Origin of the sequence: Pseudomonas sp. N40(2020) (assembly GCF_014472415.1) — a bacterium.
Lineage (GTDB): Bacteria > Pseudomonadota > Gammaproteobacteria > Pseudomonadales > Pseudomonadaceae > Aquipseudomonas.
On the sequence record NZ_JACSZV010000024.1, the window covers coordinates 40,234 to 65,152 of the forward strand.

25 protein-coding genes are annotated in these 24,919 nt (G+C 60.0%); 14 read left to right on the forward strand and 11 right to left on the reverse strand.

The genetic code is table 11. The annotated features are described in order from the left end of the window. Window positions 1-235: 235 nt before the first annotated feature. From nhaA to IAI51_RS16605, 4 genes are all read left to right on the forward strand, one after another. Entirely contained in the window at window positions 236-1,423 is a 1,188-nt protein-coding gene (gene nhaA, locus IAI51_RS16590) for a Na+/H+ antiporter NhaA (protein WP_187679457.1), read from the forward strand. A 175-nt stretch (window positions 1,424-1,598) separates the two neighbouring features. Beyond that, window positions 1,599-2,822 carry a colicin E3/pyocin S6 family cytotoxin gene (locus IAI51_RS16595; protein ID WP_187679458.1) on the forward strand — a complete coding sequence of 408 codons (1,224 nt, stop codon included), beginning with the start codon at window positions 1,599-1,601 and terminating at the stop codon, window positions 2,820-2,822. A 7-nt stretch (window positions 2,823-2,829) separates the two neighbouring features. Continuing rightward, window positions 2,830-3,075 carry a colicin E3-like toxin immunity protein gene (locus IAI51_RS16600; protein ID WP_187679459.1) on the forward strand — a complete coding sequence of 82 codons (246 nt, stop codon included), beginning with the start codon at window positions 2,830-2,832 and terminating at the stop codon, window positions 3,073-3,075. A gap of 27 nt (window positions 3,076-3,102) precedes the next feature. Next, window positions 3,103-3,354: a pyocin S6 family toxin immunity protein gene (locus tag IAI51_RS16605; protein WP_187679460.1), complete on the forward strand. Its 252-nt coding sequence runs from the start codon at window positions 3,103-3,105 to the stop codon at window positions 3,352-3,354. Window positions 3,355-3,425: 71 nt separating this feature from the next. On the opposite strand, the gene IAI51_RS16610 is transcribed toward IAI51_RS16605, so the two are convergent. After that, the gene (locus IAI51_RS16610; protein WP_007969461.1) at window positions 3,426-3,890 is read right to left on the reverse strand and encodes a glycine zipper 2TM domain-containing protein; all 465 of its coding nucleotides are present in this window, start codon (window positions 3,888-3,890) and stop codon (window positions 3,426-3,428) included. A 167-nt stretch (window positions 3,891-4,057) separates the two neighbouring features. Here IAI51_RS16610 and IAI51_RS16615 point away from each other — a divergent pair, with 167 nt between their 5' ends. Then, the gene (locus tag IAI51_RS16615; RefSeq protein WP_187679461.1) at window positions 4,058-4,294 is read left to right on the forward strand and encodes a hypothetical protein; all 237 of its coding nucleotides are present in this window, start codon (window positions 4,058-4,060) and stop codon (window positions 4,292-4,294) included. Between the two features lie 5 nt (window positions 4,295-4,299). On the opposite strand, the gene pdxH is transcribed toward IAI51_RS16615, so the two are convergent. The 5 genes from pdxH to dinG form a co-directional block, all read right to left on the reverse strand. Continuing rightward, entirely contained in the window at window positions 4,300-4,947 is a 648-nt protein-coding gene (pdxH, locus tag IAI51_RS16620) for a pyridoxamine 5'-phosphate oxidase (protein ID WP_187679462.1), read from the reverse strand. Window positions 4,948-4,971: 24 nt separating this feature from the next. Beyond that, window positions 4,972-6,075 (reverse strand): OmpA family protein, encoded by a 1,104-nt coding sequence (locus tag IAI51_RS16625; protein ID WP_187679463.1) that lies wholly within the window; start codon window positions 6,073-6,075, stop codon window positions 4,972-4,974. 113 nt (window positions 6,076-6,188) lie between these two features. Next, window positions 6,189-7,334: a serine hydrolase domain-containing protein gene (locus tag IAI51_RS16630; RefSeq protein ID WP_187679464.1), complete on the reverse strand. Its 1,146-nt coding sequence runs from the start codon at window positions 7,332-7,334 to the stop codon at window positions 6,189-6,191. 193 nt (window positions 7,335-7,527) lie between these two features. Further along, window positions 7,528-10,023, reverse strand: coding sequence for a beta-galactosidase (locus IAI51_RS16635; RefSeq protein WP_187679465.1), 2,496 nt, complete (start codon window positions 10,021-10,023; stop codon window positions 7,528-7,530). 95 nt (window positions 10,024-10,118) lie between these two features. Then, on the reverse strand, window positions 10,119-12,263 hold the full coding sequence (dinG, locus tag IAI51_RS16640; protein WP_187679466.1) for an ATP-dependent DNA helicase DinG: 2,145 nt from the start codon (window positions 12,261-12,263) through the stop codon (window positions 10,119-10,121). Between the two features lie 99 nt (window positions 12,264-12,362). On the opposite strand from dinG, the gene IAI51_RS16645 reads away from it, so the two are divergent. Continuing rightward, window positions 12,363-12,827 carry a DUF2269 family protein gene (locus IAI51_RS16645; protein ID WP_187679467.1) on the forward strand — a complete coding sequence of 155 codons (465 nt, stop codon included), beginning with the start codon at window positions 12,363-12,365 and terminating at the stop codon, window positions 12,825-12,827. A 220-nt stretch (window positions 12,828-13,047) separates the two neighbouring features. Here the strand turns inward: IAI51_RS16645 and IAI51_RS16650 are convergent, their stop codons facing one another. The 4 genes from IAI51_RS16650 to IAI51_RS16665 form a co-directional block, all read right to left on the reverse strand. Beyond that, on the reverse strand, window positions 13,048-13,806 hold the full coding sequence (locus IAI51_RS16650) for a collagen-like protein (protein WP_187679468.1): 759 nt from the start codon (window positions 13,804-13,806) through the stop codon (window positions 13,048-13,050). Then, window positions 13,799-14,080 carry a DUF1145 domain-containing protein gene (locus IAI51_RS16655; RefSeq protein ID WP_187679469.1) on the reverse strand — a complete coding sequence of 94 codons (282 nt, stop codon included), beginning with the start codon at window positions 14,078-14,080 and terminating at the stop codon, window positions 13,799-13,801. Before IAI51_RS16655 ends, IAI51_RS16650 begins: the two co-directional genes overlap by 8 nt. 161 nt (window positions 14,081-14,241) lie before the next feature. Further along, a complete protein-coding gene (locus IAI51_RS16660) occupies window positions 14,242-14,964 on the reverse strand; it encodes an OmpA family protein (protein ID WP_187679470.1) in 723 nt (240 codons plus the stop codon). Window positions 14,965-15,053: 89 nt separating this feature from the next. Then, complete coding sequence (locus tag IAI51_RS16665; RefSeq protein ID WP_187679471.1) at window positions 15,054-15,749, reverse strand: OmpA family protein; 696 nt, start codon at window positions 15,747-15,749, stop codon at window positions 15,054-15,056. A gap of 199 nt (window positions 15,750-15,948) precedes the next feature. On the opposite strand from IAI51_RS16665, the gene IAI51_RS16670 reads away from it, so the two are divergent. Genes IAI51_RS16670 through IAI51_RS16685 form a run of 4 tightly spaced genes read left to right on the forward strand, consistent with a single transcriptional unit; the run spans window position 15,949 to window position 17,669 of the window. Further along, window positions 15,949-16,446, forward strand: coding sequence for a DUF6231 family protein (locus IAI51_RS16670; RefSeq protein ID WP_187679472.1), 498 nt, complete (start codon window positions 15,949-15,951; stop codon window positions 16,444-16,446). Between the two features lie 4 nt (window positions 16,447-16,450). Then, window positions 16,451-16,927 (forward strand): YchJ family protein, encoded by a 477-nt coding sequence (locus IAI51_RS16675; protein ID WP_187679473.1) that lies wholly within the window; start codon window positions 16,451-16,453, stop codon window positions 16,925-16,927. A gap of 41 nt (window positions 16,928-16,968) precedes the next feature. Beyond that, entirely contained in the window at window positions 16,969-17,463 is a 495-nt protein-coding gene (locus tag IAI51_RS16680) for an LEA type 2 family protein (RefSeq protein WP_187679474.1), read from the forward strand. After that, a complete protein-coding gene (locus IAI51_RS16685; protein ID WP_008083915.1) occupies window positions 17,460-17,669 on the forward strand; it encodes an SEC-C metal-binding domain-containing protein in 210 nt (69 codons plus the stop codon). The genes IAI51_RS16680 and IAI51_RS16685 overlap by 4 nt, the downstream gene beginning before the upstream one ends. Window positions 17,670-17,809: 140 nt before the next feature. Here the strand turns inward: IAI51_RS16685 and IAI51_RS16690 are convergent, their stop codons facing one another. Next, window positions 17,810-18,367 (reverse strand): cysteine hydrolase family protein, encoded by a 558-nt coding sequence (locus tag IAI51_RS16690; RefSeq protein ID WP_187679475.1) that lies wholly within the window; start codon window positions 18,365-18,367, stop codon window positions 17,810-17,812. Window positions 18,368-18,559: 192 nt separating this feature from the next. Here IAI51_RS16690 and IAI51_RS16695 point away from each other — a divergent pair, with 192 nt between their 5' ends. From IAI51_RS16695 to IAI51_RS16710, 4 genes are all read left to right on the forward strand, one after another. After that, on the forward strand, window positions 18,560-21,010 hold the full coding sequence (locus tag IAI51_RS16695; RefSeq protein ID WP_187679476.1) for a penicillin acylase family protein: 2,451 nt from the start codon (window positions 18,560-18,562) through the stop codon (window positions 21,008-21,010). A gap of 191 nt (window positions 21,011-21,201) precedes the next feature. Further along, a complete protein-coding gene (locus IAI51_RS16700) occupies window positions 21,202-22,236 on the forward strand; it encodes a ligase-associated DNA damage response exonuclease (protein WP_187679477.1) in 1,035 nt (344 codons plus the stop codon). Next, window positions 22,233-23,921 (forward strand): ATP-dependent DNA ligase, encoded by a 1,689-nt coding sequence (locus IAI51_RS16705; protein ID WP_187679478.1) that lies wholly within the window; start codon window positions 22,233-22,235, stop codon window positions 23,919-23,921. The genes IAI51_RS16700 and IAI51_RS16705 overlap by 4 nt, the downstream gene beginning before the upstream one ends. Before the next feature lie 209 nt (window positions 23,922-24,130). Beyond that, complete coding sequence (locus tag IAI51_RS16710; protein WP_187679479.1) at window positions 24,131-24,913, forward strand: transporter substrate-binding domain-containing protein; 783 nt, start codon at window positions 24,131-24,133, stop codon at window positions 24,911-24,913. Window positions 24,914-24,919: the final 6 nt, after the last annotated feature.

Sequence of the window (24,919 nt, forward strand, 5' to 3'; positions counted from 1 at the left end):
GAATCGGGCAGGAGATTGGCCTCCTGAAAAGGCTCATCCGTCAGCTTAGGAAAACACCTACATCGCGCACAGATACAGCTGAGTCTCAATATGTCCGGCAACTGCTAGGCTCAGCGTGGTTCGGGGTAAAGGCGTTGTAACGACATATAACAAAAAAGAATATAACTTTTGTTTTAACAACTAACCGTACGGGTTAGGGTGTCCCACCTTTTTGACTCATCGATGGAGAGCGACCTTGCCTCTGCGTAGCACTTTCACGCGTTTCTTTCAGTTGGAAGCTGCCAGCGGTCTGTTATTGATCGCCGCGGCCATCCTCGCTTTGATTATCAACAACTCGCCATTGTCGTGGCTGTACACCGGTTTGCTCGACACCCCGGTGGTAGCGCAGATCGGCGCGTTGAAAATCGCCAAACCCCTTTTGCTGTGGATCAATGACGGCCTGATGGCCTTGTTCTTCCTGTTGATCGGCCTGGAGGTCAAGCGCGAAGTGCTCGACGGCCAGTTGTCGAAGCCGTCGCAGATCGTCCTGCCGGGTGCGGCCGCTGTCGGCGGCATGCTGGTGCCGGCGCTGATCTACTGGTTCCTCAATCGCGACAATCCGGCCGCCCTGAGCGGCTGGGCAATCCCTACCGCCACCGACATCGCCTTTGCCCTCGGCGTACTGGCCCTGCTCGGCAAGCGTGTGCCGGTGTCGCTGAAGCTGTTCCTGATGACCCTGGCGATCATCGATGACCTCGGCGCCATCGTGATCATTGCGATTTTCTACTCCGGCGAACTCTCGACCCTGTCGCTGGGCCTCGCGGCCGCTTGCATTGCGGCGCTGGTGGCGATGAACCGGCTCGGCGTGGTCAAGCTCGGGCCATACATGATCATCGGCTTGATCCTGTGGGTTTGCGTACTGAAGAGCGGCGTCCATGCAACGCTGGCCGGTGTGACCCTGGCCTTCTGCATCCCGCTACGGACGAAAAACGCCGAGCCTTCGCCGTTGCTGACGCTGGAACACGCGCTTCATCCATGGGTCGCCTACGGCATCCTGCCGCTGTTCGCCTTCGCCAACGCCGGCCTGTCGCTGAGCGGCGTCACCGTCGAAAGCTTCACACACCATGTACCGATGGGTATTGCGGTCGGCCTGCTACTGGGCAAGACCGTTGGTGTGTTCGGCCTCACTTGGCTGGCCGTGAAGATCGGCATCGCCGCCCTGCCCCAAGGCGCCAACTGGGGTCAGGTGCTGGGCGTGGCGATTCTCTGCGGCATAGGGTTCACCATGAGCCTGTTTGTCGGCTCTCTGGCCTTTGTTCCGGGTGCAAGTGAATACGCGGGCATGGACCGGATGGGTATTCTGACGGGGTCGATTCTGGCGGCGCTGATCGGGTATGCGGTGACGGCGGCGGCGAGTCGTCGAAACACGGCACTTCCTGTTTGATAGAACATCTGTGGCGAGGGAGCTTGCTCCCTCGCCACAAGTTTCCTGAGTTCCTGTTACAGCGAACAATCCCCACGCCTTTAGAGACTCGTCCTACAGCCACCATTTTCCTGCTTCGTTAACGTTGCGCAGCCCTTTGCGAAGGGCTGTCGATGGATGAACGAAAGGACGATCAGTGGCTCGCAACAAGGACGATCCCCGGGTTCCGAACCCACCGCAAGGCGACGGACATCACGTCACCTACCGCTACATGACGGCCACTGAACTGGCCGAGCGCGAAGCCAGACAAAACGCTTACGACGCCATGCTGGCGCGGCAGGAGGCGTTTGAGCGCAATCGTGAGGTTGCAGCCAAAAAGCCTGATCCAGTGCGCGCCGGATGCGTGTTCGCCAAGTCCTGCAAGTTGCCGGACGCGATCATTGATTACTCCAATCCTTCGGGGATGGTGCCGACCGATAGTTTGAAAGACTACGGCGACCTGATTCTGCTCGGTGCTCGCGAAGCTGATGAGACCGGTGGATTTCATCTCAAGAAAATCGGTGCAACTGCCATCCCGGCAGGGTTTGGCAGTTTTGCATTGGCGGGGTCGGCTTTCGAAGCACTGCCCGCAATTGTATCCAGCGCAGTCATTACGCCATTGGTGGGCCTGGTGGCGCTGTTCATGCCATCAAACCTTGACGACAGTGCGCTATATACCGAGGAGCAATTGCGCAGACTTGAACAGGCGCGAACTCGTGTTCGGTTGAGAGTCGAGCAACAGGCTGATGGAAGCTTGAAGGGCTATGGTTTCTACACTGGCAAGAATCGCGATTGGGAAATGGTCGATGTCGTTCAGTTCACCGCGCGCGGTGACCGGTTCGTCGCCGACCTGAGTGAAGGCACCGAACTGCTCTGGACGCCTGCAGTGGATGGCTCAGACATCCTCGGTATTCCAGCGCTTGAGGCTGCACCGCAAGCACCGCATATCTGGGTTTATCCACCGACGAAAGCGGCGGATGGAATTCTGGTGAATCCGGTTTATCCGCCGGAGTACCGGGATTTCATTTTGGTTTTTCCGGTGAGTTCGGGGGTAAAACCGTTATACGTTGTACTGAACACAGCACGCAAAGGCTTGGCACCTGCTGGCCATAGCTACCATAAACCGCCGACTACAGAGCAAATCACCGCATTTCCAGACTTGAAAAAAGTTAAAGACAAAAATCCCGTTCAGGGCGGAGGTGGACTTCGCAAGCGCTGGACAGATGCCAAAGGAAAGAAAATCTACGAATGGGATTCAAGGCATGGAGAGTTAGAAATGTACCGAAGTGATGGAACTCACCTGGGAGCCTTCGATCCCTACACAGGTGAGCAACGCGAAGGGCCTATAAAAGAAAGAAGCATCAAAAAAAGATATCTGTGAGGAAGAGATGGGACTGGAACTGAGATTGGAGTGGTACGACACAGCAACCCTGCAATTCCAAGGCGAGGAGTCGTCAAAAGATCTGGGGGATGATGAATCAGTATTGAATGCCTTGGGCATTCCGGTGGAGGGCAACATCAATAATGGCAGCTTCAACGTCGTCGAAAAGTGGGTTGCTACTATTCAGCCGTACTTTCAACATCAAATCGCCCTGAGTAACAACGACTATCAAATTTCGTTTGACTACAGTTAATACCGACAATCAGGCTGATTGACCTTAATGCGCTACCTTTCGATCACCGGTTTTTTCCCTGATGAAGTTCAGGACGACTCCTTGCAGTTCGAGCTGGATATCACCGGTCGTGAGATGAATGAGAAAATTGCCCAACTCATAGAGTCCAAGCCCCTGAGCAAACTGGAACCCGGTGAGTTGTTGTTGAATCAGGATCAAGTAACGGCGTTGGAAGAACTTCTGAATGTCAGATTCCCGAAGGGTCTGGAGTATTTTATGGGCGTCTGTGCCGAGCAGTGAGTTAGTGAATTGAAAATGAAAAACCCCGACCAGTCACCTGATCGGGGTTTTCTTTTGCCGCTCGTTCCCGCTTAGTGCGAAACGCGGCTGGTCCCGCCAACGGTCGAAATCCGCACACGCTCACCAACGCGGAACACTTCATTCTCCTGAACCTGCTGCACATAGGCGCGCATGCTGCCGTCGTCTTCGCGCACGGTGATTTCCACACCTTGGGTACGCGTCAGGCCTTCTTCGGTCGCCGAGCCGATCAGACCACCCGCCACCGCACCGATCACAGCAGCGACGATGCTGCCTTTACCGCCACCGATGGCGCTGCCGCCGACACCGCCGACCACTGCGCCTGCTGCGCCGCCGATCGGGGTCTTGGTGCCTTCGATTTTCACCGGACGCAGGGATTCGATGGTACCCATGCGAATCGTCTGCACGCGACGCGCTTCGTCACGGGAGTAGGAGTCACCGGTCAGGCTCGATTGGCAGCCGGTAAGCAACATCGCCATCGTGGAAAAGGAAGCAACCAGCAGAACAGACTTACGCATAGCATCAACTCCAAAGGACAGGTATTCATTAAACTCCGCAGCTTGACGCCTGTCACGGCGCAGCTCGGATAAAATTGCTTTCATTCAGGCCCGGTACAGGCGCCCTTCGAACTCACCCAACATTAGCGCCAAATTCCATTTCTTGCGCCGCCGACCCAAGGATTTTCATGGATTACTTCATCATTGTCGTCACCACCGTCGCCGGTCTGTACTTCCATGGGTGGCTGTACGTACGGATCAAACGCTGGATGGATCGCGATCTTGCGTTGTCGCTGGCCGGCAAGGATGAAGGCAAACGCGCTTTTATGCTTGAACAATTGGCCCACGCACATTCGCAGAAGATCAAGCGTCGGGACCTGCCGAAGTGGCTTGAGGCCGCTGCGGCAGGGTATCCCGCTCGGTAGACTGCTTAAGGTGCCAGACGTTCAAGAATCCAGTCGGCGCCCTGCAAACGGTAGTTGAGGCGATCGTGCAGACGGCTCGGACGGCCCTGCCAGAATTCGATGCGCTCGGGCAGCAATCGGTAACCGCCCCAATGTTCCGGACAATCCGGCTGAGTATCGCTGAAGCGTTGCTCGGTCGCCTTGAGCAAATCCTCCAGTTCCCCGCGCCCGTTGATCACCCGGCTCTGCGGTGATGCCCAGGCACCGAGGCGGCTGCCCAGTGGACGCACCTGGTAATACGCATCGGATTCTTGCGTGGTGACCTTCACCACCCGCCCTTCGATGCGCACCTGGCGCTCCAGGGTCGGCCAGAAGAAGGTCATGGCGGCAAACGGATTGGCCGCCAGATGCTGGCCCTTGGCGCTGTCGTAATTGGTGAAGAAGGTGAAACCCTGCTCGTCCAGGCCCTTGAGCAGCAGAATGCGGCAATGCGGACGCCCCTCCGCATCGACCGTGGCCAGGGTCAAGGCGTTGGCTTCCACCGGCGCCTGCTCGGTTTTCACCGCGTCGGCGAACCATTGGTGGAACAGCGCAAACGGCTCGGCCGGGGCTTGTGCCTCGGTCAAACCGTCCCGGGTGTAATCACGACGCATATCTGCCAGAGCCTGGGTCATGGCGCATTCCTTTTCGTTAGCGGATCACTTCTTGGTGGCATCGGTCGCGGCGACTTTCTTGTCGGTCGCGGCGGCTTTGGCTGGAGCGGTTTTCTTCGCTGGAGCCTTCGCCGGTGCCTTTTTGGCTGGAGCCTTGGCGGCGGCTTTCTTCGCCGGGGCTTTCTTGGTGGCCGGTACAGCAGCTTTTTTCGCGGCTGGCGCCGGGGTTACCGGTTTGGCCACTGGCTTGGCGTCCTGCGCAGCAACCAGGGTCACTGGCTTCGGCGCTGGCATGTTGTATTTGCTCAGCAGCGCAACCATGGTGTTCTGCGGAGTCACCAGCATTTCAACGCGACGGTTGAGGGCACGACCTTCAACGCTGTCGTTGGCGGCACGTGGCGCTTCAGAACCCATGCCGCGCAGCATCAGGCGATCACGCTGCAAGCCGCTGAGACGGAAGATCGCCGCAATGGCTTGAGCACGTTCCTGACTCAATTTGATGTTGGCCGGCGCAGCGCCGCTGGAGTCGCTGTGACCGAGTACCAGAACGGCGGTTTTCGGGTCGGCTTCGAGGATTTTCGCCACGCGGGTAAACGGGCCAAGCGTGACTGGCAGCAGCATCGCCGGACGATCCGGGTTGAATGAGCCTTCGACCGGCGCGGTGACGACTAGCACATTGTCGCGGCGCTCGAGTTGCAGATTGCTGTCCTGAATGGCAGTACGCAGGCGCGGCTCGTAGTCGTCAAGCCAAGCCTGAGTGACTTTCGGATCCGGCATCGGCACCACTTTGGCGGTGTCCTGATCCTTGCCGCCAAACGGCCACCACCACTTGCCGCCCTTGTCAGCCTCGGCTTTGGCCACGGCGACCGGTTTGGCTTCAGGCTTCACTTCAGGCTTGGCATCTGCCTTGGCGGTCGAATCGTCGGAGCCGAACGGCCAATACCATGGGTTGCTGCTTTCAGTTTTGGCAACCGGCGCAGTAGCAGCAGGCTTCAACGGTGCTGGGGCCTGTGCCGGCTCTTTGGCCGCCACTTTGTCGGAAGAACCAAACGGCCACCAACTGCCGCCGTCCGCATCATTTTTAGGAGTCTGTGCACAACCGGTGATCGCAACACACAGGGCCAGGGCGAGTGTCTTTTTAGATGACATTGAAAATCCACAAAATGAAGTAATGAAAAATCAGAGCACTTTCGCCCGGATAAACTGTCGGTTTGAATCGAAAAACCTTTCGAGGTTCCGGCCCTGGAACCTCTGATGACGCTTTACAGACAAGTGGCAAGCACCCGCGCGAGCTTTTGCGCGCGCGGATCCATCAAGACGTACGGCCCAAGGGTATTTGTCACAAAACCAAACGCGACATCATGCTCAGGGTCAGCAAAACCGATCGAGCCGCCCGCGCCCGGATGCCCGAACGCACGCGGGCCGAGGCCGTAGGTGGCATTCGGTACGTCGGGTTGATCAAGCATGCAGCCCAGACCGAAACGGGTGCGAGTCAGCAGGGTCTTGTCCTCGCCGATACTGTGTTCGCGGGTCAGTTCTTCAAGCATGTCGCTTTCGAGCAGGCTGCCGTCGAGCAAACCGGCGTAGAACCCGGCCAGACTCCTTGCATTGCCGTGGCCATTGGCCGCCGGCTGCTGCATGCGCCGCCATTCCGGTTTGTTCGTGCTGGTCAGCACCGACGGTGGATTGGTAAAGGCGCGGGTGGTCATGGCGGTCGGCTCGCGCATCGTCACTTGCAGCAGACGCTGAGCGGCGGCGTCGCCGGCATTGCCCTTGCCGCGGGCGATGTGCGCCACACGATGGAATTCTTCGTCCGCCAGACCGACGTGAAAATCCAGACCCAATGGTTTGGCGACACGGGCAACGATCGATTCACCCGGCCCGCGACCATCGGCACGACGGAGCAGTTCGCCGATCAACCAACCGTAAGTGATCGCGGCATAGCCGTGACCGGTGCCCGGCGCCCACCAGGGTGCTTCGGCCGCGAGGGCGTCGACCATGGTTTGCCATTCATAGAGCGCTTCGGGGGCCAGCAGCTCGCGCAAAGCCGGCAGGCCGGCCTGATGGCAGAGCAATTGGCGCAGGGTAACGGACTCTTTGCCAGCGGCGGCGAACTCCGGCCAGTAGCGGGCAACGGGAGCATCCAGGTGCAACTTGCCTTCGGCGACCAATTGCAGAGCCGTGACGGCGGTAAAGGTTTTGGTGCAGGAGAACAGGTTGGCGATGGTGTCGCTGTGCCAGGCCTCGGCGCCGTCCTTGTCGGCGGTGCCGGACCAGAGGTCGAGGACGGTTTCTCCGCCGACCTTGATGCACAAAGCTGCGCCGCGTTCCTGGGGATCGTCGAACAGTGCGGCGAATGCCTCGCGCACCGCATCGAATTGAAGCTCGTAATGTCCCTGAATCTGCACCCGCAACTCCCCCGCGAAAACGCTCTACAAAGTGGCCCGCATTGTTCCAGCCCTTGAGGGTTTTGGGAACAGCTGTGGGCTAGGCGGTCGGATCAAAAGCAAGATCAAAAGATCGCAGCCTGCGGCGGCTCCTACAGAGAAGCGCGTCCCATGCAGGAGCTGCCGAAGGCTGCGATCTTTAGCGCATCACGCCTTAATGACCATTGCCCGAATGCCCACCGGCATGGCCATCGCCCTGCCCCGGGCCTTTGCCGGCCTCACCTTTCCTGCCGCCTTCGGCTTCATGGACCGCTGCGGCTTTCTCCGCCTGTTTGCCAAGTTGATCAACCGCCTGCAAATTGCTCTTGCGTACCGTCTCGACAAAGCCCTGATACGGCAGATCCGTCACCCCGACCAAACCGAAGTGGCCGTTCTCGCCATCCTGTAGACGCCCGGTCACCGGTTGGTCCAGATACTGGAACCAGTGCACGCCGACAATCGACGGCTCGCTCAGCGCCTGTTTGAGGAAGTTGGCGTACGCCGCACCGCGATCCTCTTCCTTGGCCAGTTGCGTCACGCCGCCCCAGAACGGGCCGCGATCAGCAGAGCCGAAGTTGAACTCGGTAATCAGCACCGGTTTGTCCATAGCGTTCAATGCGGCGAAGTCATAGCCGTCTTGCGGCTTGAGGGTGTACATGTTGAAGCTCAGCACATCGCAATACTGCGCGCAGGAGGCCACGGCTTCCGGGGTGCTGATGGCAAAACGGCCGCCGAGCAGCAGTTGATTCGGCGCGTGCCATTTCAGCGAGTCGGAGATGGTCTTGAAGTAGGTATCGGCGAAGACCTTCTGGAAGTATTTGAAGTCAGCCTCGATTTCCGGGTGCTCCGGATTCGGCAGCGGTGGCACGAAGCCCGGATCTTCCATCAATTCCCACGCCGGCAGGTCAATACCCCAGGCCTTCGACAGCCCCGCCTGGTTGCGGTACTTGTCGCGCAATTGCTTGAGGAACGCGCGTTTGGCCGGCACGTCGGTAGTCATTTTCAGGGTGCCGTAAGCCAGTGCGTAGCGCGATTGCGGATCGTTGCCCGCGCCCGCCCAGGCCAATTCGTTGTCGGCGAAGTAACCGATCAGCCAAGGATCGTCGCGGTGATCGCGGGCCGCGATGGCCACGGCGCGCTCGGTGGCCATGGCGAAACGCGGGTCGAACGGGTCAGGCATGGCGCCCCACCAGTCGTTGCCGGTACTGATGCTGGCGTAATCGCCGACGATCGCCAGCGGCAAGGTGTAGGGCACGCGTTCCGCGTCGCTCAGCGAGTCAGCACTCCAGTTGCCGACCGTGTTGAAGCCCCAGGCTTGCAGACGATCAAGGGCGTGGCTAGCCCACTTCTGCTCATCGACCGTGGCGGTGCACGGAGTAGTGACGGGTTGATCAGCGGCTTTTTCAGCCGTCGTCGCCACGGCGTCGGTTTTCGCCGCTTCGGCGACACCGGCCTTCGGTTCGCTTGACTGTGCCGCAGGCTCGGCGGCTTTCACTGCGGTTTCTTCAACTGCGCCAGCCTTGGCCGCTTCAGCGACCCCGGCCTTGCTGTCGCTATCCGGTTTGCAGGGCTCGCCGTAAACCCGCTGCAGGTTAGCGCCGTAGAAGTCATACCAGCGCCCATTGCCGTAGCCTCGGCCCTGATCGGCGCCGTTGCCGCCACGGTTGTCGCCCTCGCCAAAGTGACTGGCGAGCGGTTCGTCGGGTTTTGGCAGGGACTCGAACATCCACTCGCGCCCGGCCACGTAGGTCTGGTTGACGTCGGGGGTGACGGTGTTGACGCCAAGGGAATAGAACGGATGCCCCTCAGGCGTGACCAGATACCAACGGCCATCACGTTTTTCGGTGCGGAAGAAACCGCTGGCCTTGAACGCCGGGCCTTTGCTCCAGCCGCCGAACTTGTCCAGCGAGGACTTTTCGCGCTCGGCCAGCCAGGTTTTCAGCTGTTGCTGGTCCTTGGCGGCGGCGGATTTGAGTTGTTCGTCACTGGCAATTTTTTCCGGCCATTTGCTGCGGGTCGATTGCCCGTAAGCGTCAACCAGATTGCCGTACACCGCTTGCGTGACCGCCTCACCGTCCTGCACACCAAAGCGCTCGAGCAGCAAACTCTGGGCAACTTTCGGCTGTTCCATCGACAGGCTCACCGATACCACTTGGCTGCGATCGATTTCGCCGGTGCTGCTGGCGAGCAGAATCCGCTGGCCATCAACGGTCATTGGCATCGGTGGCCCGGCTTTCATGCCCTTGCTAAGCGGCGTAGTCGCCACCAACGGCACCAGCAAGGTTTGCGCAGGGCCGGCCGGCAGGTCGACGCGGCTGGTCAATGTCTGGCCATTGTTGCTCTGGATCTGCACGTAGACCGTCACGGCCCAGTTCATTGCGCTCTGAATGCGCAGGCTCATCATGCCGGACTGCGACCAGTCCCAGGCGCCGGTTTGCGGGGTCAGGCGCAAGGTCGGGCGGGCCGCCGGGTTGAAAGTCACGCGTCGCAGCACTTCACCTTCCGGGGTTTGCTCGGCGTTGGCTTGCGGCAGGTCGGCGTTTTCAGTGGCGATTTTCACCACGTCGGCGGGACGGACAAAGTTGAACAGTGTTTGCGGCGCAGCAGGCGCCGCCAGCAACGGGGCAGCGAAGATCAAGGCAAACACGGCAGGCAACGAACGGCGGATCATAAGAACGGAGTTCTCCCTAACGACCAACAATGGCCAATGGAAAAGCGATAACAGAGAGATAGACAACAAAGTGGGCAAAACTGCCCACCTATGTCTCAGGAAATTTCACGACGGAAAGGAGGCAACGCATTGAGGATCGCCTTGCCATAGCGCTGGGTGACCAGACGCCGGTCGAGCAAGGTGATGGTGCCGCGATCTTCTTCAGTGCGCAGCAGACGACCGCAGGCCTGAACCAGTTTCAGCGAGGCATCGGGCACGGAGATTTCCATGAACGGATTGCCGCCCCGGGCTTCGATCCACTCCGAGAGCGCCGCCTCAACCGGATCGTCCGGCACCGAGAACGGAATCTTGGCAATCACCACGTGTTCGCAGTACGCGCCGGGCAAGTCCACGCCTTCGGCGAAACTGGCCAGACCGAACAGCACGCTGGAATCGCCGCCATCGACACGAGCCTTGTGTTTGTTCAGGGTTTCCTGTTTCGACAGGTTGCCTTGAATGAACACTTGCTTGCGCCAGTCGCGGTCGAGGCCGTCGAATACGTCCTGCATCTGCTTGCGCGAAGAGAACAACACCAGCGTGCCGCGCGAGCCTTCCACCAGATCCGGCAACTCGCGAATGATCGCGGCCGTGTGAGCGGCGGCGTCGCGTGGATCGGCCTTCAGATCCGGCACCCGCAATACGCCAGCGTCGGCATGGTGGAACGGGCTCGGCACCACGGCGGTGACGGCTTTTTTCGGCAGGCCGGCGCGCATGCGGAAACGGTCGAAAGTGCCGAGCGCGGTCAGGGTTGCCGAAGTCACCAGACAACCGTACGCCACGTTCCACAGGCTGCGGCGCAAGGTTTCAGCCGCGAGGATCGGGCTGGCGTTGACCTCGATGTCGAACAGCGAACCGCTCTCCGCCAGGGTCAGCCAGCGGGCCATCGGCGGGCTGTCTTCCGGGTCTTCGGCGGTGAACGCCGTCCACAGTTCCCAGTTGCCCGACGCACGGGACAACAGGCTGCCGAACAGCGGATACCACTCTTCGGCCTGGTTGCTGGCGATGCCGATGTTGACCTCGCCATCCATGCCTTCCTTGAGCAGGTCGGTCAGACGGGTGAACAAATCGTTGAGACGGGAGAAGCCTTTTTTCAGCTCGATGCCCATTTCGCGCATGTGCTCGGGAATCACCCCACCGACAAAGCGATGGCGTGGCCGTTCGCGACCTTCGACGTCTTCACCGGGTTTGAAATCGGCGATCTGCTCACAGGCGCTGAACATGAACTGCTGCTGGGTCTTGATCTCCCGCGCCAGTTCCGGCACCTGCTCGATCAATTTGCCGAGATCGCCCGGCAGCGGATGCTGAGCCAGCAGTTTGGTGAGGTTCTTGGCGGTGGTTTCCAGCCAGTCGGCGGTGGAACGCAGGCGCGTGTAGTGAGCGAAGTGGCCGATCGCCTTGTCCGGCAGGTGATGGCCTTCGTCGAACACGTAAAGGGTATCGCGCGGATCCGGCAGCACGGCACCCCCGCCCAATGCGAGGTCAGCCAGAACCATGTCGTGGTTGGTGACGATCACGTCAACCTTGCCCATGCCTTCACGGGCTTTGTAGAAGGCGCACTGGCCAAAGTTCGGGCAATGGCGGTTGGTGCACTGGCTGTGATCGGTGGTCAGCCGCGCCCAGTCGGCGTCTTCCAGAGCATTGGGCCAACTGTCGCGGTCGCCGTCCCATTTATTGCCGGCGAGCTTCTCGATCATGCTGGTGAAGAGCTTCTGACTGGCCTCATCGACCTCGATCTTGAAGCCTTCTTCTTCGAACAGCTGGGCAGTGGCGGTCTGCGCGTGGCCTTCCTGCAACAGCATGTCGAGCTTGGACAGGCACATGTAACGGCCACGGCCCTTGGCCAGGGCAAAGCTGAAGTTCAGCCCGCTGTTGCGCATCAGGTCGGGCAAATCCTTGTAGACGATCTGCTCTTGCAGGGCCACGGTCGCGGTGGCGATGACCAGACGTTTGCCGGCCAGTTTCGCCGTCGGAATTGCCGCGAGGCTGTACGCCACGGTCTTGCCGGTACCGGTGCCGGCTTCCACCGCAACAATTGCGGGGTCGCCACTGCGCCGGCCTTCGTCGTCGGTATCGATATCACCGAGGACTTTGGCGATTTCAGCGATCATCAGGCGCTGGCCGTAACGCGGCTTGAGGCTCTTGGCCTCTAGAAAACGCGAGTAGGCGCCCTGGATCGTGGTTTTGAGTTCAGTGCTGATCATGGATTGTCGGGCGCAAAAAACGCTGGATAAATTTTCAGTGGTTTCGGATGGCGGCTATCATACCCCGCTAATTAATCCCGCGCAGAACGGAGTGCCCCAATGACACCTTTTAGCCTCGTTTATCCGCTGCATGTCCTGTCCGCTCTGGTCTGGGTCGGCGGCATGTTTTTCGCCTGGATGGTCTTGCGTCCGGCGGCTGTGAAGGCTTTGGACGGCCCTGCCCGGCTGACCTTGTGGGTGGAAGTGTTTCAAGGTTTTTTCCGCTGGGTCTGGGTCGCGGTGATTCTGTTGCCGATCAGTGGTGTGGGTATGTTGCATTTGCAGCAGGTCGGGTTTGAGACCGCGCCAAAGTATGTGCAAGTGATGATCGGGCTGTATGTGGTGATGACGGCGCTGTTTATCCGGATTCAGGGGTTGATGCTGCCGGAGTTGCGTAAGGCGGTTGAAGCGAACGACTGGCCGGCGGGTGCGGCGGTGCTTGGGCGGATTCGCCGGGTGGTGGGGATTAATTTGATTGTCGGGTTGGTGCTGGTGGCGATTGCCGCGGCGAGGCCGATGATTTGAAGATCGGGGATTAGATCAAAAGCCCCTCACCCTAGCCCTCTCCCGGAGGGAGAGGGGACTGAGTGGGGGATATTGAAGAGCTACGCCGACTTGAAAGATTGGCTTTGAATCCATAATCGACTCGGTTTTTCAGGTCGATGGATAGCGTGAGTCACCTCGGTCGGCCCCCTCTCCCTCCGGGAGAGGGCTGGGCGGGCGGCGTTCCGATGAGGGTCTGCTTTTACAAGCGCTGCACCGTCACAGCCCCCGCCGCCCCCACTGGCCCAGGCTGACCATCAGCCCCTGCCTTGCCATTCTTGCCACCATCGGCGCGATACACCAGGCAGCCCTTGGACTTGCCGCCCTTGCCTGCCTTGCCGCCAACACCCGCCGGGCCGCCAGCACCGCCGGCGACGTTGACCTTGATTTGCTCAACCGGGAAGTCGCGCGGCACTTCCAGCCGCACCAGCGCACCTGGAGCGCCCGGTTGACCGTCGCTGCCGTCACTGCCATCCGCACCGTGCCCGGCAGAGCCATAGGTGCAGCCCGGATCTTCACCGTTGCCCCCGTCGAGACCGACAAAACCCGGTGCACCGGTACCGCCACGGGCATCGACCAACAGTTGCGGCGCGTTCAGTGCCTTGAATTGCAGATTCAGATTGCGCCCGGCACGGGCGGCTTTTTCGTAGGTGCCCGGCGCACCGCGCGCGGTGATCTGACTGCCTTCGCTCAAATCTGCACGAATGACCTTCATCTCCAAAGCCTGTTCACCCGGAACGATGGCGATGCGTGCTTCATGACCGAGGCGCAATTCGCCGACACTCAGTTCGGTCACGTTGGCCGGAACCAGCAAGGTGCCATAATCGGCCACTTCCAGTCGTTCGAGCTGCAAGGTGCCGGCGGTGTTGGGCAGACGCATCAGGGAATTGGTTTCGACGCTGACCACCTGGGCGCAGGCCAAAGGGCTGATAAAAGCAGCGAGCAGACACAATTTACGCATGGGAAGAAGCCTCCGGAGCGGCCGGGGCCGGGATGGTTTGCAGATGGAATACGCCGAACAGCAGGATGCGGCCACGATCACGCCAAGGGTGCGGGCGCCCCTTGAGGCTGCGATTGCACAGCAGCACTTCGAACACATGGATCAGCAACAGCAGAGCGCCGGCCAGATTGACCAGCAGATGCAGCGGATGTACGAACGGCACCAGCTGATTGGCCAGTACCACGCAGCAGAACAGCAGGGTCAATAACCGCCCCAGCCCCCAGAACACTTTCATACGCTCCCCCGTGTTGCGAATTATTCTTTGGGCGCACAGTAACGGCTTCTGCGGGGGATAAGCCAGAGGGAAAAATGAAAAATCTTCGCCGAGCCGCTAAATGGCTGCCGGATCGACGATGATCGCCCCGGCAGCTCTAGCTCGCGGACTACAGACACCTCCTAACGATTGATGTGCAGCTCCACGCGACGGTTTTGCGCGCGCCCCTCGTCGGTTGCGTTATCGGCCACCGGCTCACTCTCGCCTCGTCCTTCACTGGTCAGTTTGTTCGGTGCCAGCCCCTGACTCAGCAAATAAGCCGCGACACTGCTGGCGCGCCGTTCCGACAATGCCTGGTTATAAGCATCCGAGCCTTTGCTGTCGGTATGACCGATGACCTTGATGCTGACCACGTCGGCATTGCGCAATTTGTCCATCAGCGTATCAAGTTGGGCTCTCGCGGCGGGCGTCAGGTCGGACTTGTCGAAATCGAACAGTACGTTGCCGGCATCGCTCAACGTGATGACTTCGGTTTGCGGGGCCGGTTCGACCGGTTTCTCAACAACCGGATATTGCGGCAGCGGGCAACCACGGTGATCGACCGGGGTATTGGCCGGAGTATCGGGGCAACGGTCGCGGCGGTCGAACACGCCGTCGTCGTCTTCATCGCCGTCCTGGGCATAACAGATCAGTCCGCCGGTAAGGATCCCCAGCGCAGCGCCGCCACCGGCCCAGCCAGCACTTTCAATAGCGCCGAGGCCGCCACCGACCAGCCCGCCGATAAGGCTGCAGATCGGCCACGTACGTTGATTGAGGGGTGCAGTGCCATCGCTGTGAGTGGCGCAACCGGTGAGCAAGCTGCCAAGCAGCAGCACCGGCAAGACGGACCTTGAGAAAACAGTCATTGTGAAAGCTCCTGTGTCACCGGCCCATACCGGTTACACAGGAGTAAAGACCCGCATCCGCGACTGCACAAGCCGCGGATGCAAGAGGGCTAGCGGTTGATTTTGATTTCGGTACGACGGTTCTGCGCACGGCCGTCGGCGGTTTTGTTGTCCGCGACTGGCTGGCTTTCACCGGCGCCGGTCACCGAAACGAAGCTGCTTTGCGGTACGCCGCTCTCCACCAGGTACTTGACCACCGAGTGCGCACGACGATCCGACAGTTTCTGGTTGTAGGCATCGCTGCCCACGCTATCGGTATGACCGGTCACGGTCAGTTGCGCGGTCGAGGACTCCTGTTTCAGGCGCGTAGCGACCTTGTCGAGCACCAGTTTGTCAGGGCCGGTCAGCGTGGCTTTGTCGAACTGGAAGTGAACATCGCGAATGACAATGGTTTCTTCCTTGACCACGACAGCTTCTTCAACCACGGGTGCAGGCGCTGGTGGAGGGCAACCGTCAGCATCGACCTGAACGCCTTTTGGCGTGCCCGGGCACTTGTCGCGACTGTCCGGCACACCATCGCCGTCTTCATCGCCATCACCGTGCACCCAGCAATAGGCCGCTGCCGTACCGCCGATAAGTAACGCACCATATCCGGCCCATGCCGAACTCTCGGTAGCGCCAAGACCGGCACCGACGACACCACCGACCGCCGCACAGGTCGGCCAGTCGGTTTTCTGCAAACCTGCGCAACCAGTCAACACACTGGTTAGCAGAACCAAGGGTAATGCTGTCCGAACTATGCTCATCTAGTTTTCTCCTGAGGGATCGGCTTAAAACCGATTCAGGGAGTAAAGACCGGAGTTTTAATCTCCGCCAGCAATAGGCCATTGCTGTTTGCGACCGTGTTCACAGGACTTTGGCGCATTTGCTGCAAACCTGCGTGGTCGGGCTCTTTGCCGCCGCAGTCAGGCAGGCTAGTCTTGGCGGTCTGATTGAGGAGCTTCGATGAACGTCGCCATTTCTTCCCGCACGCCGCAACAGGCGTTGGCCGCTTTGCTGGACCGTTACGCCCCGGCGCGTCTGCTGTTGATCGGCGCCAGCGAATTTCCGGCGCTGACTGCTTTTAAAGAAGCGCATCCGGACACCATCGTCGCCCACGCCGCGCCCGGTGCCTTGCCTGCCGAACTGGCGGCGCAACGTTTCGATCTGGCGCTGGTGGTCGATTGCCTGGAACATTTGCCCAAGCGTGACGGCCTGAATCTGTTGGGCGGGATCCGCAACCTCAACGCCAGTCGCATTGCGGTGCTGGCTGATCTGTCGGCCAGCGGCTGGCAGGAAACCGATTTTTACTCGCTGGCGCTGCAAGCCAGCGAACGCTTCCAACGCGACGATCAAGTGCTGACCCTGTTCACCTATGATCTGCTTGACTACAAACAAGTCCCCGACTGGCTCAATTCAAGGTTCTGGGCCAATCCGGAAAACTTCGGGAAATACTGGTGGTAATGCAATGAGTACAGCCATTTGCCCTTGCGGCAGCGGCAATCTGCTGGATGCCTGCTGCGGTCACTATCACGAAGGCCTGCCGGCGCCGTGCGCGGAAGCCTTGATGCGTTCGCGCTACAGCGCTTATGTGCTGGGGCTGATCGACTATCTGGTGGCGACCACCCTGCCCGCTCAGCAAGCGGGGCTGGATCGCCAATCGATCAGTGCCTGGAGCGCGCAAAGCACCTGGCTCGGCCTCGACGTCGAAAGCTCGGAAGTCTTCGGCGGCCAGCCGGAACATGCCTTCGTCACCTTCACCGCGCGCTGGCACGACAGCCAGGGCGAACACAGCCACCGCGAACGCTCTTCATTTGTGCAGAACGCCGGGCGCTGGTACTTCATCGACCCAACTGTGCAATTGAAGCTGGGTCGCAATGACAGTTGCCCGTGCGCAAGCGGGCAGAAGTTCAAGAAGTGCTGTTCGGGGTATTTCGGCGCGTAAAGACAGCGGCAACTAGACTGGAGCACAAAGGGAGTCACTCGATGCTCGGTCAACGCCACACACTGCGATTGTTTGTTCTGATGCTGATGCTGAAACTCGGCGGCTGCGCGTCGTGGTTCAGCGATGACCGCGTCGACCCCGCCGTGCACCTGGTAAAAGTCGAAGTGGTGCGCGCCAAGTTGCTTGAGCAGAAGTTCATCCTGCACTTTCGCATCGACAATCCAAACGACAGCGACTTGACCGTGCGCGGCCTGGAATACCGCATTCATCTGGCCGACATGCTGCTGGCTGAGGGCGAGCATGAACACTGGTTTACCGTCGGCCCCAAACGCAGCGCGTACTTCAAGGTGCCGATCCGCACCAATTTATGGCCGAAGGTGAAGGACGTGGTGAAAATGCTGAAAAAACCGGACCAGCAGATCCCCTATCGTTTGCAGGGCGAAATGGAAACCGGTTTATTCATCGCTCACTACGTGCACCTTGAGCGCAATGGCGTGATAATCCCCGCCGATTTAATTCCGGAGCAACACCGATGACTCAGCAACCTCATGTCCATGGCCCTGACTGCAACCACGATCATGATCATGACCATCACCACGATCATGACCATGGCCACGTCCACGGCCCGAACTGCGGCCACGCTCACCAGGAACCGGTGCGCAATGCCTTGAAAGACGTCGGCCGCAACGACCCTTGCCCATGCGGCAACGGCAAGAAATTCAAGAAGTGCCACGGGGCTTGATGCTTCGGGCGAAGATCATCATCGCCTGATCAATCGCCTTCGCGAGCAGGCTCGCTCCTACAGGTTAATCAGCGTCTGTCACATATTTTGTGTACATCGCGATCCTTGTGGGAGCTGGCTTGCCAGCTCCCACAGAGTTCTCAGGCGACGGCCAGAATCTGTCCGGCACTGACCACCGTCGCATACTCCCCATGCAGATTCCCCAGCGACATCCCGTGCACCTCTTCGGCTGAACGCGGCGTGCCGAAATAATCGGTCTTGTCGAAGGTGAAGCACGCATCCTCCGCGACCCACGTATCAAACCCCAGATTGCCCGCCGTGCGCGCCGTGGATTCCACCGAGTTGTTCGTGGCCACGCCAACGATGATCAACTGCCCGATCACGGCCTGCCGCAACCGTGCTTCCAGTTCAGTGGCACAAAACGCATCCGGCACCTGTTTCTGAATCAGCCACTCGCTGTCCTGCGGCAAAAACCTCTCCTGAAATCCCACCCCGGATTGCTCCGGCCAGAACACCGAATCCGGCGAACGTGACAAGTGCTGCACATGAATCACCGGCCGCCCGCTGCGGCGCCAAAGCGCCAGCAGATCAAGGATTCGTTCTTCAGCCTGCGGATTGTTCCTGCGCCCCAATCGCGGCTGCAGGATGCCTTTTTGCTGGTCGATGATGATCAGTGCAGCGTTGGCCTGCAGCTCCATAGAGGTCTTCTCGCAAGGGTCATTTGATTGGCCGCACTTCAACATCCCTCCCTTCACCTAAGCAAGTCATGAAACGATCATCGATCAGTGGCAAGAAATAACCACTCGCCCCGCTTGCGCGGCCACCTCCCGCTCACTAACGTAGCGGCTTTATTGCGCCCCCAGCCTCGACACCCCCGCAGGAGCTTTGCCATGGCCTCGCCAGCCCTTACACATTTTCTTCCCCGGTTCGGCGTTGCCGCAGCAGTGACCAGTGTTTTGAGCCTGTCCGGTTGCCAGACCTGGAACGCTCAGGACACCCTCCCTCCCAACTCCGGCGTGCAACCGCTCAAAGGGCTGGCGCAGAACGTTTCGGTACGCCGCAATGCCATGGGCATGCCGTTGATCGAAAGCAACAGCTTCCACGACGCGCTGTTCGCCCTCGGCTATGTCCACGCCAGCGACCGCATCAACCAGATGGTCACCCTGCGCCTGCTCGCTCAGGGCCGTCTGGCGGAAATCTCCGGCGCCTCGATGCTCGACGCCGACCGCTACATGCGCGCGGTCAATCTGAAAAAAAGCGCCGCCGAGCTCTACAAGGCCTCGTCGCCGCGGCTCAAGCGATTCTTCGAAGTCTATGCGCGCGGCGTCAACGCCTACCTGTTCCGCTATGCCGACAAACTGCCGGGCGACCTCGCTGCCAGCGGCTACAAGCCGGAATATTGGAAGCCGGAAGATTCCGCGCTGATTTTCGCCCTACTGAACTTCAGCCAATCGGCCAACCTGCCGGAAGAAATCTCGTCACTGGTGCTCGCGCAAACCGTGACCACCGACAAACTCGCCTGGCTGACCCCCTCCGCCCCGGACGAAAATCTGCCGCTGGCCGAAGCCGACAAGCTGCAAGGCCTCAAGCTCATCGGGCAAATCCCCGGTCTGAGCGAACTGAGCAGCGCCAGCCAGCAACTGTCGACGCTAAACCTGCTCGGCACCCCCTCTTCGAACAACTGGGCGATTGCCCCGCAACGCAGCCGCAGCGGCAAAAGCCTGCTGGCCAGCGACAGCCATGGTCCATTGGCCGCGCCGTCGCTCTGGAGCTTCGTGCAGATTCGCGCGCCTAAATATCAGGCTGCCGGCGTGACCGTAGCCGGTTTGCCGATGGTGCTGGGTGGTTTCAACGGCAAAGTGGCGTGGAGCATGACCAGCGTGCTCGGCGACAACCAGGACCTGTTCCTGGAAAAAATCCGTCGTCAGGGCAGCACGCTTTCCTACGAAGTAAATGGCAAATGGCAGCCTGTAGGCGTGCGCAACGAAACCTATTTCGTCAAAGGCCAGCGGCCGATTCGCGAAGCGGTGTACGAAACCCGCCACGGCGCGTTGCTCAACAGCGCCCAGGCTGCCGCACAAGGCAACGGTTATGGCCTGGCCTTGCAGACGCCGAGCTTCACCGACGACAAAACCCTGGACGCATTTTTTGATCTGAGTCGTGCGCAGAACGTTGAGCGCGCTTCGGACGCGAGCCGGGAAATCCGCGCCATCGCGCTGAATCTGGTATTCGCCGACGCCAGCAATATCGGCTGGCAAGTCACCGGCCGCTTCCCCAACCGTCGCGAAGGCGAAGGCCTGCTGCCGTCGCCGGGCTGGGAAGGTCGTTACGACTGGGACGGTTATGCCGACCCGATGCTGCACCCATACGATCAGGACCCGGCGCAAGGCTGGCTCGGCACCGCCAACCAGCGCGTGATTCCTCACGGTTACGGCATGCAACTGTCGAACTCCTGGGCCGCGCCGGAACGTGGTGAGCGTCTTGCTGAACTCGCTGGCAGCGGCAAGCACGACAGTCGCAGCGTCATCGCCATGCAATACGACCAGACCACCACGTTCGCCGCCAAGCTGAAGAAAGTGTTCGAAGCGCCGGGCATGAAACAACCGCTGAAACAGGCGATCGACGCCCTGCCGGAAACCGATCGCAGCAAAGCCCGCGAGGCGTTCACCCGATTGATGGCGTTTGACGGCAAACTCAGCCCGACCTCGGCGGATGCGGCGATTTATGAACTGTTCCTGCAAGAAAGCATGAAGCAGATCTTCCTCGACGAACTAGGCCCAGAGTCCAGCACGGCGTGGAAAGCGTTTATCGCCAACGGTGATTTATCCTACGCCGCGCAAGCCGATCATCTGCTGGGGCGCGAGGACAGTCCGTTCTGGGATGACCTGCGCACGCCGCAGAAAGAGGACAAAGCGGTGATTCTCGCCCGCAGCTTCGCGGCAGCGATTGCGGCTGGCGACAGCCAGTTGGGTGGCGATCACAAAGCCTGGCAATGGGGCAAATTGCACAGCTACGTGTGGAAGAACGCCAATGGCCAGACTGTTCGTGGGCCGCTGGCGGCTGGCGGCGATCACACCACACTGAACACCTCGGCGTTTACCTGGGGCCAGGACTTCACCACCACGCGTGCGCCGTCGATGCGTTTTATCGTCGACTTCGGTCAGGCCGAACCGCTGATGGGGCAGAACGGTGCGGGGCAATCGGGTAATCCGGTCAGCCCGAACTACCTCAATGGCATTGATCAGTGGCTCAAGGGTCAGTACATCGGGTTGCCGATGCAGCCGCAGAACTTTGATCGGGTGTATGGCAAGACGCGCCTGACTCTCACCCCCGGCAAATAAACGCAGATTCCCTTGTAGGAGTGAGCCTGCTCGCGATAGCGGTCTGACAGTCAAAATTGATGTGTCAGGCACACCGCTATCGCGAGCAGGCTCACTCCTGCACTGCTTTGTGTCGTCCTGAAAAAAATCCATAGAACTTCTGACCCCGCCCAAACCTCATAGCTAACAAGCCCCCCATTTCTGGTAACGACATGGACCTTGTTATCGCCCGCCCCGAAGGTTTGTACTGCCCCGCCGGGGATTTTTATATCGATCCGTGGCGGCCGGTGGAGCGTTCGGTGATTACCCATGCCCATGGCGATCACGCCCGCACCGGCAATCAGCATTATCTGGCCAGCAGCGCCAGCGAAGGGATTCTGCGTGCGCGTCTGGGTCAGGACATCAACCTGCAAACCCTCGCCTACGGCCAACGCCTCACCCACCATGGCGTCACCCTGAGTTTCCATCCAGCCGGGCACGTGCTCGGTTCGGCCCAGGTGCGTCTGGAATACGGCGGCGAAGTCTGGGTTGCCTCAGGCGATTACAAGATCGAGCCGGACGGCACCTGCGCACCGTTCGAACCGGTGCGCTGCCACACCTTTATCACCGAATCGACCTTCGGCCTGCCGATCTACCGCTGGCAGCCGCAAGCGCAGGTGTTCAGCGAGATCAACGAGTGGTGGAAAGCCAATATCGCCGTGGGCAAGGCCAGCGTGTTGTTCTGTTACTCGTTCGGCAAGGCTCAGCGCATTCTCCACGGCATCGATGAAACCCTCGGCCCGATCCTCAGCCACGGCGCGGTCGAGCCGTTGAACCGGGTTTATCGCGAAGCAGGGGTGTATCTGCCGCCGACGATCTACGCCGGTGACGTGAAAAAAAGCGATCCGATCATGCGCCAGGCCCTGGTCATCGCCCCGCCATCGGCAGGGGGCAGCACCTGGATGCGGCGTTTCGGCGACTTCAGCGACGGGTTCGCCAGCGGCTGGATGCGTTTGCGCGGCACCCGCCGGCGGCGCGGGGTCGATCGCGGTTTCGTGCTGTCCGATCACGCCGACTGGCCGGGTCTGCTTTGGGCGATCAACCAGACCGGCGCCGAACGAGTGATGGTCACCCACGGCTCGATCGGTGTGCTCGTGCGGCATCTGCGCGAACAAGGCCTCGATGCCAAAGGCTTCAACACTGAATACGGCGATGACGAAGAAGAAAACATCGCCTCCGCACCGACCGTCGCCGAGATGCCAGCATGAAGGCCTTCGCCGAGTTGTACGCAGAACTCGACGCCACCACGTCCAGCAACGCCAAACTGGCAGCGATGCAGGCTTATTTCGCTCAGGCCGAACCGCAGGATGCGGCATGGGCGGTGTACTTTTTGTCCGGTGGTCGACCACGGCAACTGGTGCCGGTGCGGATCCTGCGTGAACTGGCAGTCGAGGTGTCCGGGCTGACGCCATGGCTGTTCGAGGAAAGCTATCAAGCGGTCGGCGATCTGGCGGAAACCATTTCGCTGGTGCTGCCGGAAAATCCGCACAGCTCCGACGCCGGCCTGGCTGAATGGATCGAGGACAGACTGCTGCCATTGCGCGGTGAAACACCGGAGTTCCTGTCACGGCAACTGCCAGCACTTTGGGCGCTGCTGGATCGACCAAGCCTGATGCTGTGTATCAAGCTAATCACCGGCAGCTTTCGCGTCGGTGTGTCGAAACTGTTGGTCACCCGGGCACTGGCCTCGATGGCCGGGCTCGACAGCAAGCGCGTAGCCCAGCGTCTGGTGGGCTACACCGACCTGTCCAACCGGCCGAACGCCGCCAGCTATCTGAAGTTGATTGCGCCAGAGTCTGCTGACGAGCACTCCCAGCGCGGAGGCCAGCCGTACCCGTTTTTCCTCGCGCACGCCTTGGCGCAACCGGTCGAGGAGTTTGAAGCATTGATCGGCCCGGCAAGCAATTGGCAGGTGGAGTGGAAGTGGGATGGCATCCGCACGCAAGTGGTCAAGCGTGACGGGAAGTTGTGGGTGTGGTCGCGGGGTGAAGAACTGGTTACCGAACGTTTTCCCGAACTTGATGTGCTGGTGCACGGTTTGCCCGATGGCACGGTGATCGACGGTGAAATCGTGGTGTGGAAAAGCACCCACCCACTGACTGAAGACGCCTTTGATCCGCAGTCGCCGGAACCGCCAGCGGTGCAACCGTTCGCCCTGCTGCAACAACGGATCGGCCGCAAAACCCTCGACAAGAAAATCCTCGAAGAAGTACCGGTGGTGGTGCTCGCCTACGACTTGCTGGAATGGCAGGGCGAAGACTGGCGCAACGAGCCGCAGGCCAAGCGGCGCGCGCAGTTGGAAGACGTCATCGCCCGCTGCAACAGTCCGGTGCTGCTGGCTTCCCCGGTGCTGACCGGTACGGATTGGTTCGACCTCGCCCGCCAGCGCGAAGCCTCCCGACGCCTGGGCGTCGAGGGCATGATGCTCAAGGCCCGCGACTCGCTGTACGGAGTCGGTCGCACCAAAGATATGGGCGTTTGGTGGAAGTGGAAGGTCGATCCGTTCAGCGTCGATGCCGTATTGATTTACGCGCAACGCGGGCATGGCCGTCGCGCCAGTCTGTACAGCGATTACACCTTCGCCGTTTGGGATGGCCCGCCCGAGTCCAGCGAGCGTGCGCTGGTGCCGTTCGCCAAAGCCTATTCGGGTCTGACTGACGAGGAAATGCGCCAGGTCGACAGCATCGTGCGCAAGACCACTGTGGAAAAGTTCGGCCCTGTCAGCAGTGTCAAGCCGAGCCTGGTGTTCGAACTGGGTTTCGAAGGCATCGCCCTGTCACGGCGGCACAAGAGCGGGATTGCCGTGCGCTTTCCGAGGATGCTGCGCTGGCGGCAGGATAAAACCGTGGAAGAGGCGGACAGTCTGGCGACACTTCAAGATCTGCTCGCCTGACCTGATCGTTGCCACGCTCAAAAAGAGTGCGCGCAATTTCCCCCGCCCATTTCCGTGCACCATTCCCTTCCCCATCGCCCTCCCCGCACCTTTTAAAACGCTTGTTCGGGACTCTGGTTCGGAAATTGCTACTTTCTATAGGTCGTACGCGTTCCAGTAACAATAATTCTGCGCCACAAGCGCTCATATTGGTTCTTAGGGATTGAATAATGAAAAAAGCATTGCTGACCCTTTCTGCACTGGCGTTGTGCATGGCCGCTGGCTCCGCGCTGGCCAAGGAATACAAAGAGCTGCGCTTTGGCGTTGACCCTTCGTATGCACCGTTTGAGTCGAAAGCGGCCGACGGCAACCTGGTGGGCTTCGACATCGACCTGGGCAACGCGATCTGCGCCGAACTGAAGGTCAAGTGCAAGTGGGTCGAAAGTGACTTCGACGGCATGATTCCGGGCCTCAAAGCCAATAAATTCGACGGTGTGATCTCGTCGATGACCGTGACCCCAGCCCGCGAAAAAGTCATCGACTTCTCCAGCGAGCTGTTCTCCGGCCCGACCGCTTACGTGTTCAAGAAAGGCTCGGGTATCACCGCAGACGTCGCGTCTTTGAAAGGAAAAACCGTCGGCTACGAGCAAGGCACCATTCAGGAAGCCTACGCCAAAGCCGTGCTGGACAAGGCCGGCGTGAAAACCCAGGCCTATCAGAACCAGGATCAGGTGTATTCCGACCTGACCTCCGGCCGTCTCGACGCTGGCATTCAGGACATGCTGCAAGCCGAATTGGGCTTCTTGAAGTCGCCAAAGGGCGTCGACTATGAAGTCAGCAAGCCGGTCGACAGCGAATTGCTGCCGGCCAAAACCGCTGTCGGTATTAAGAAAGGTAACACTGAGCTGAAAGCGCTTTTGGATAAAGGTATCAAAGCGTTACACGATGATGGCACCTACGCCACCATCCAGAAGAAACACTTTGGCGATCTGAATCTGTACAGCGGCAAATAATGCCCC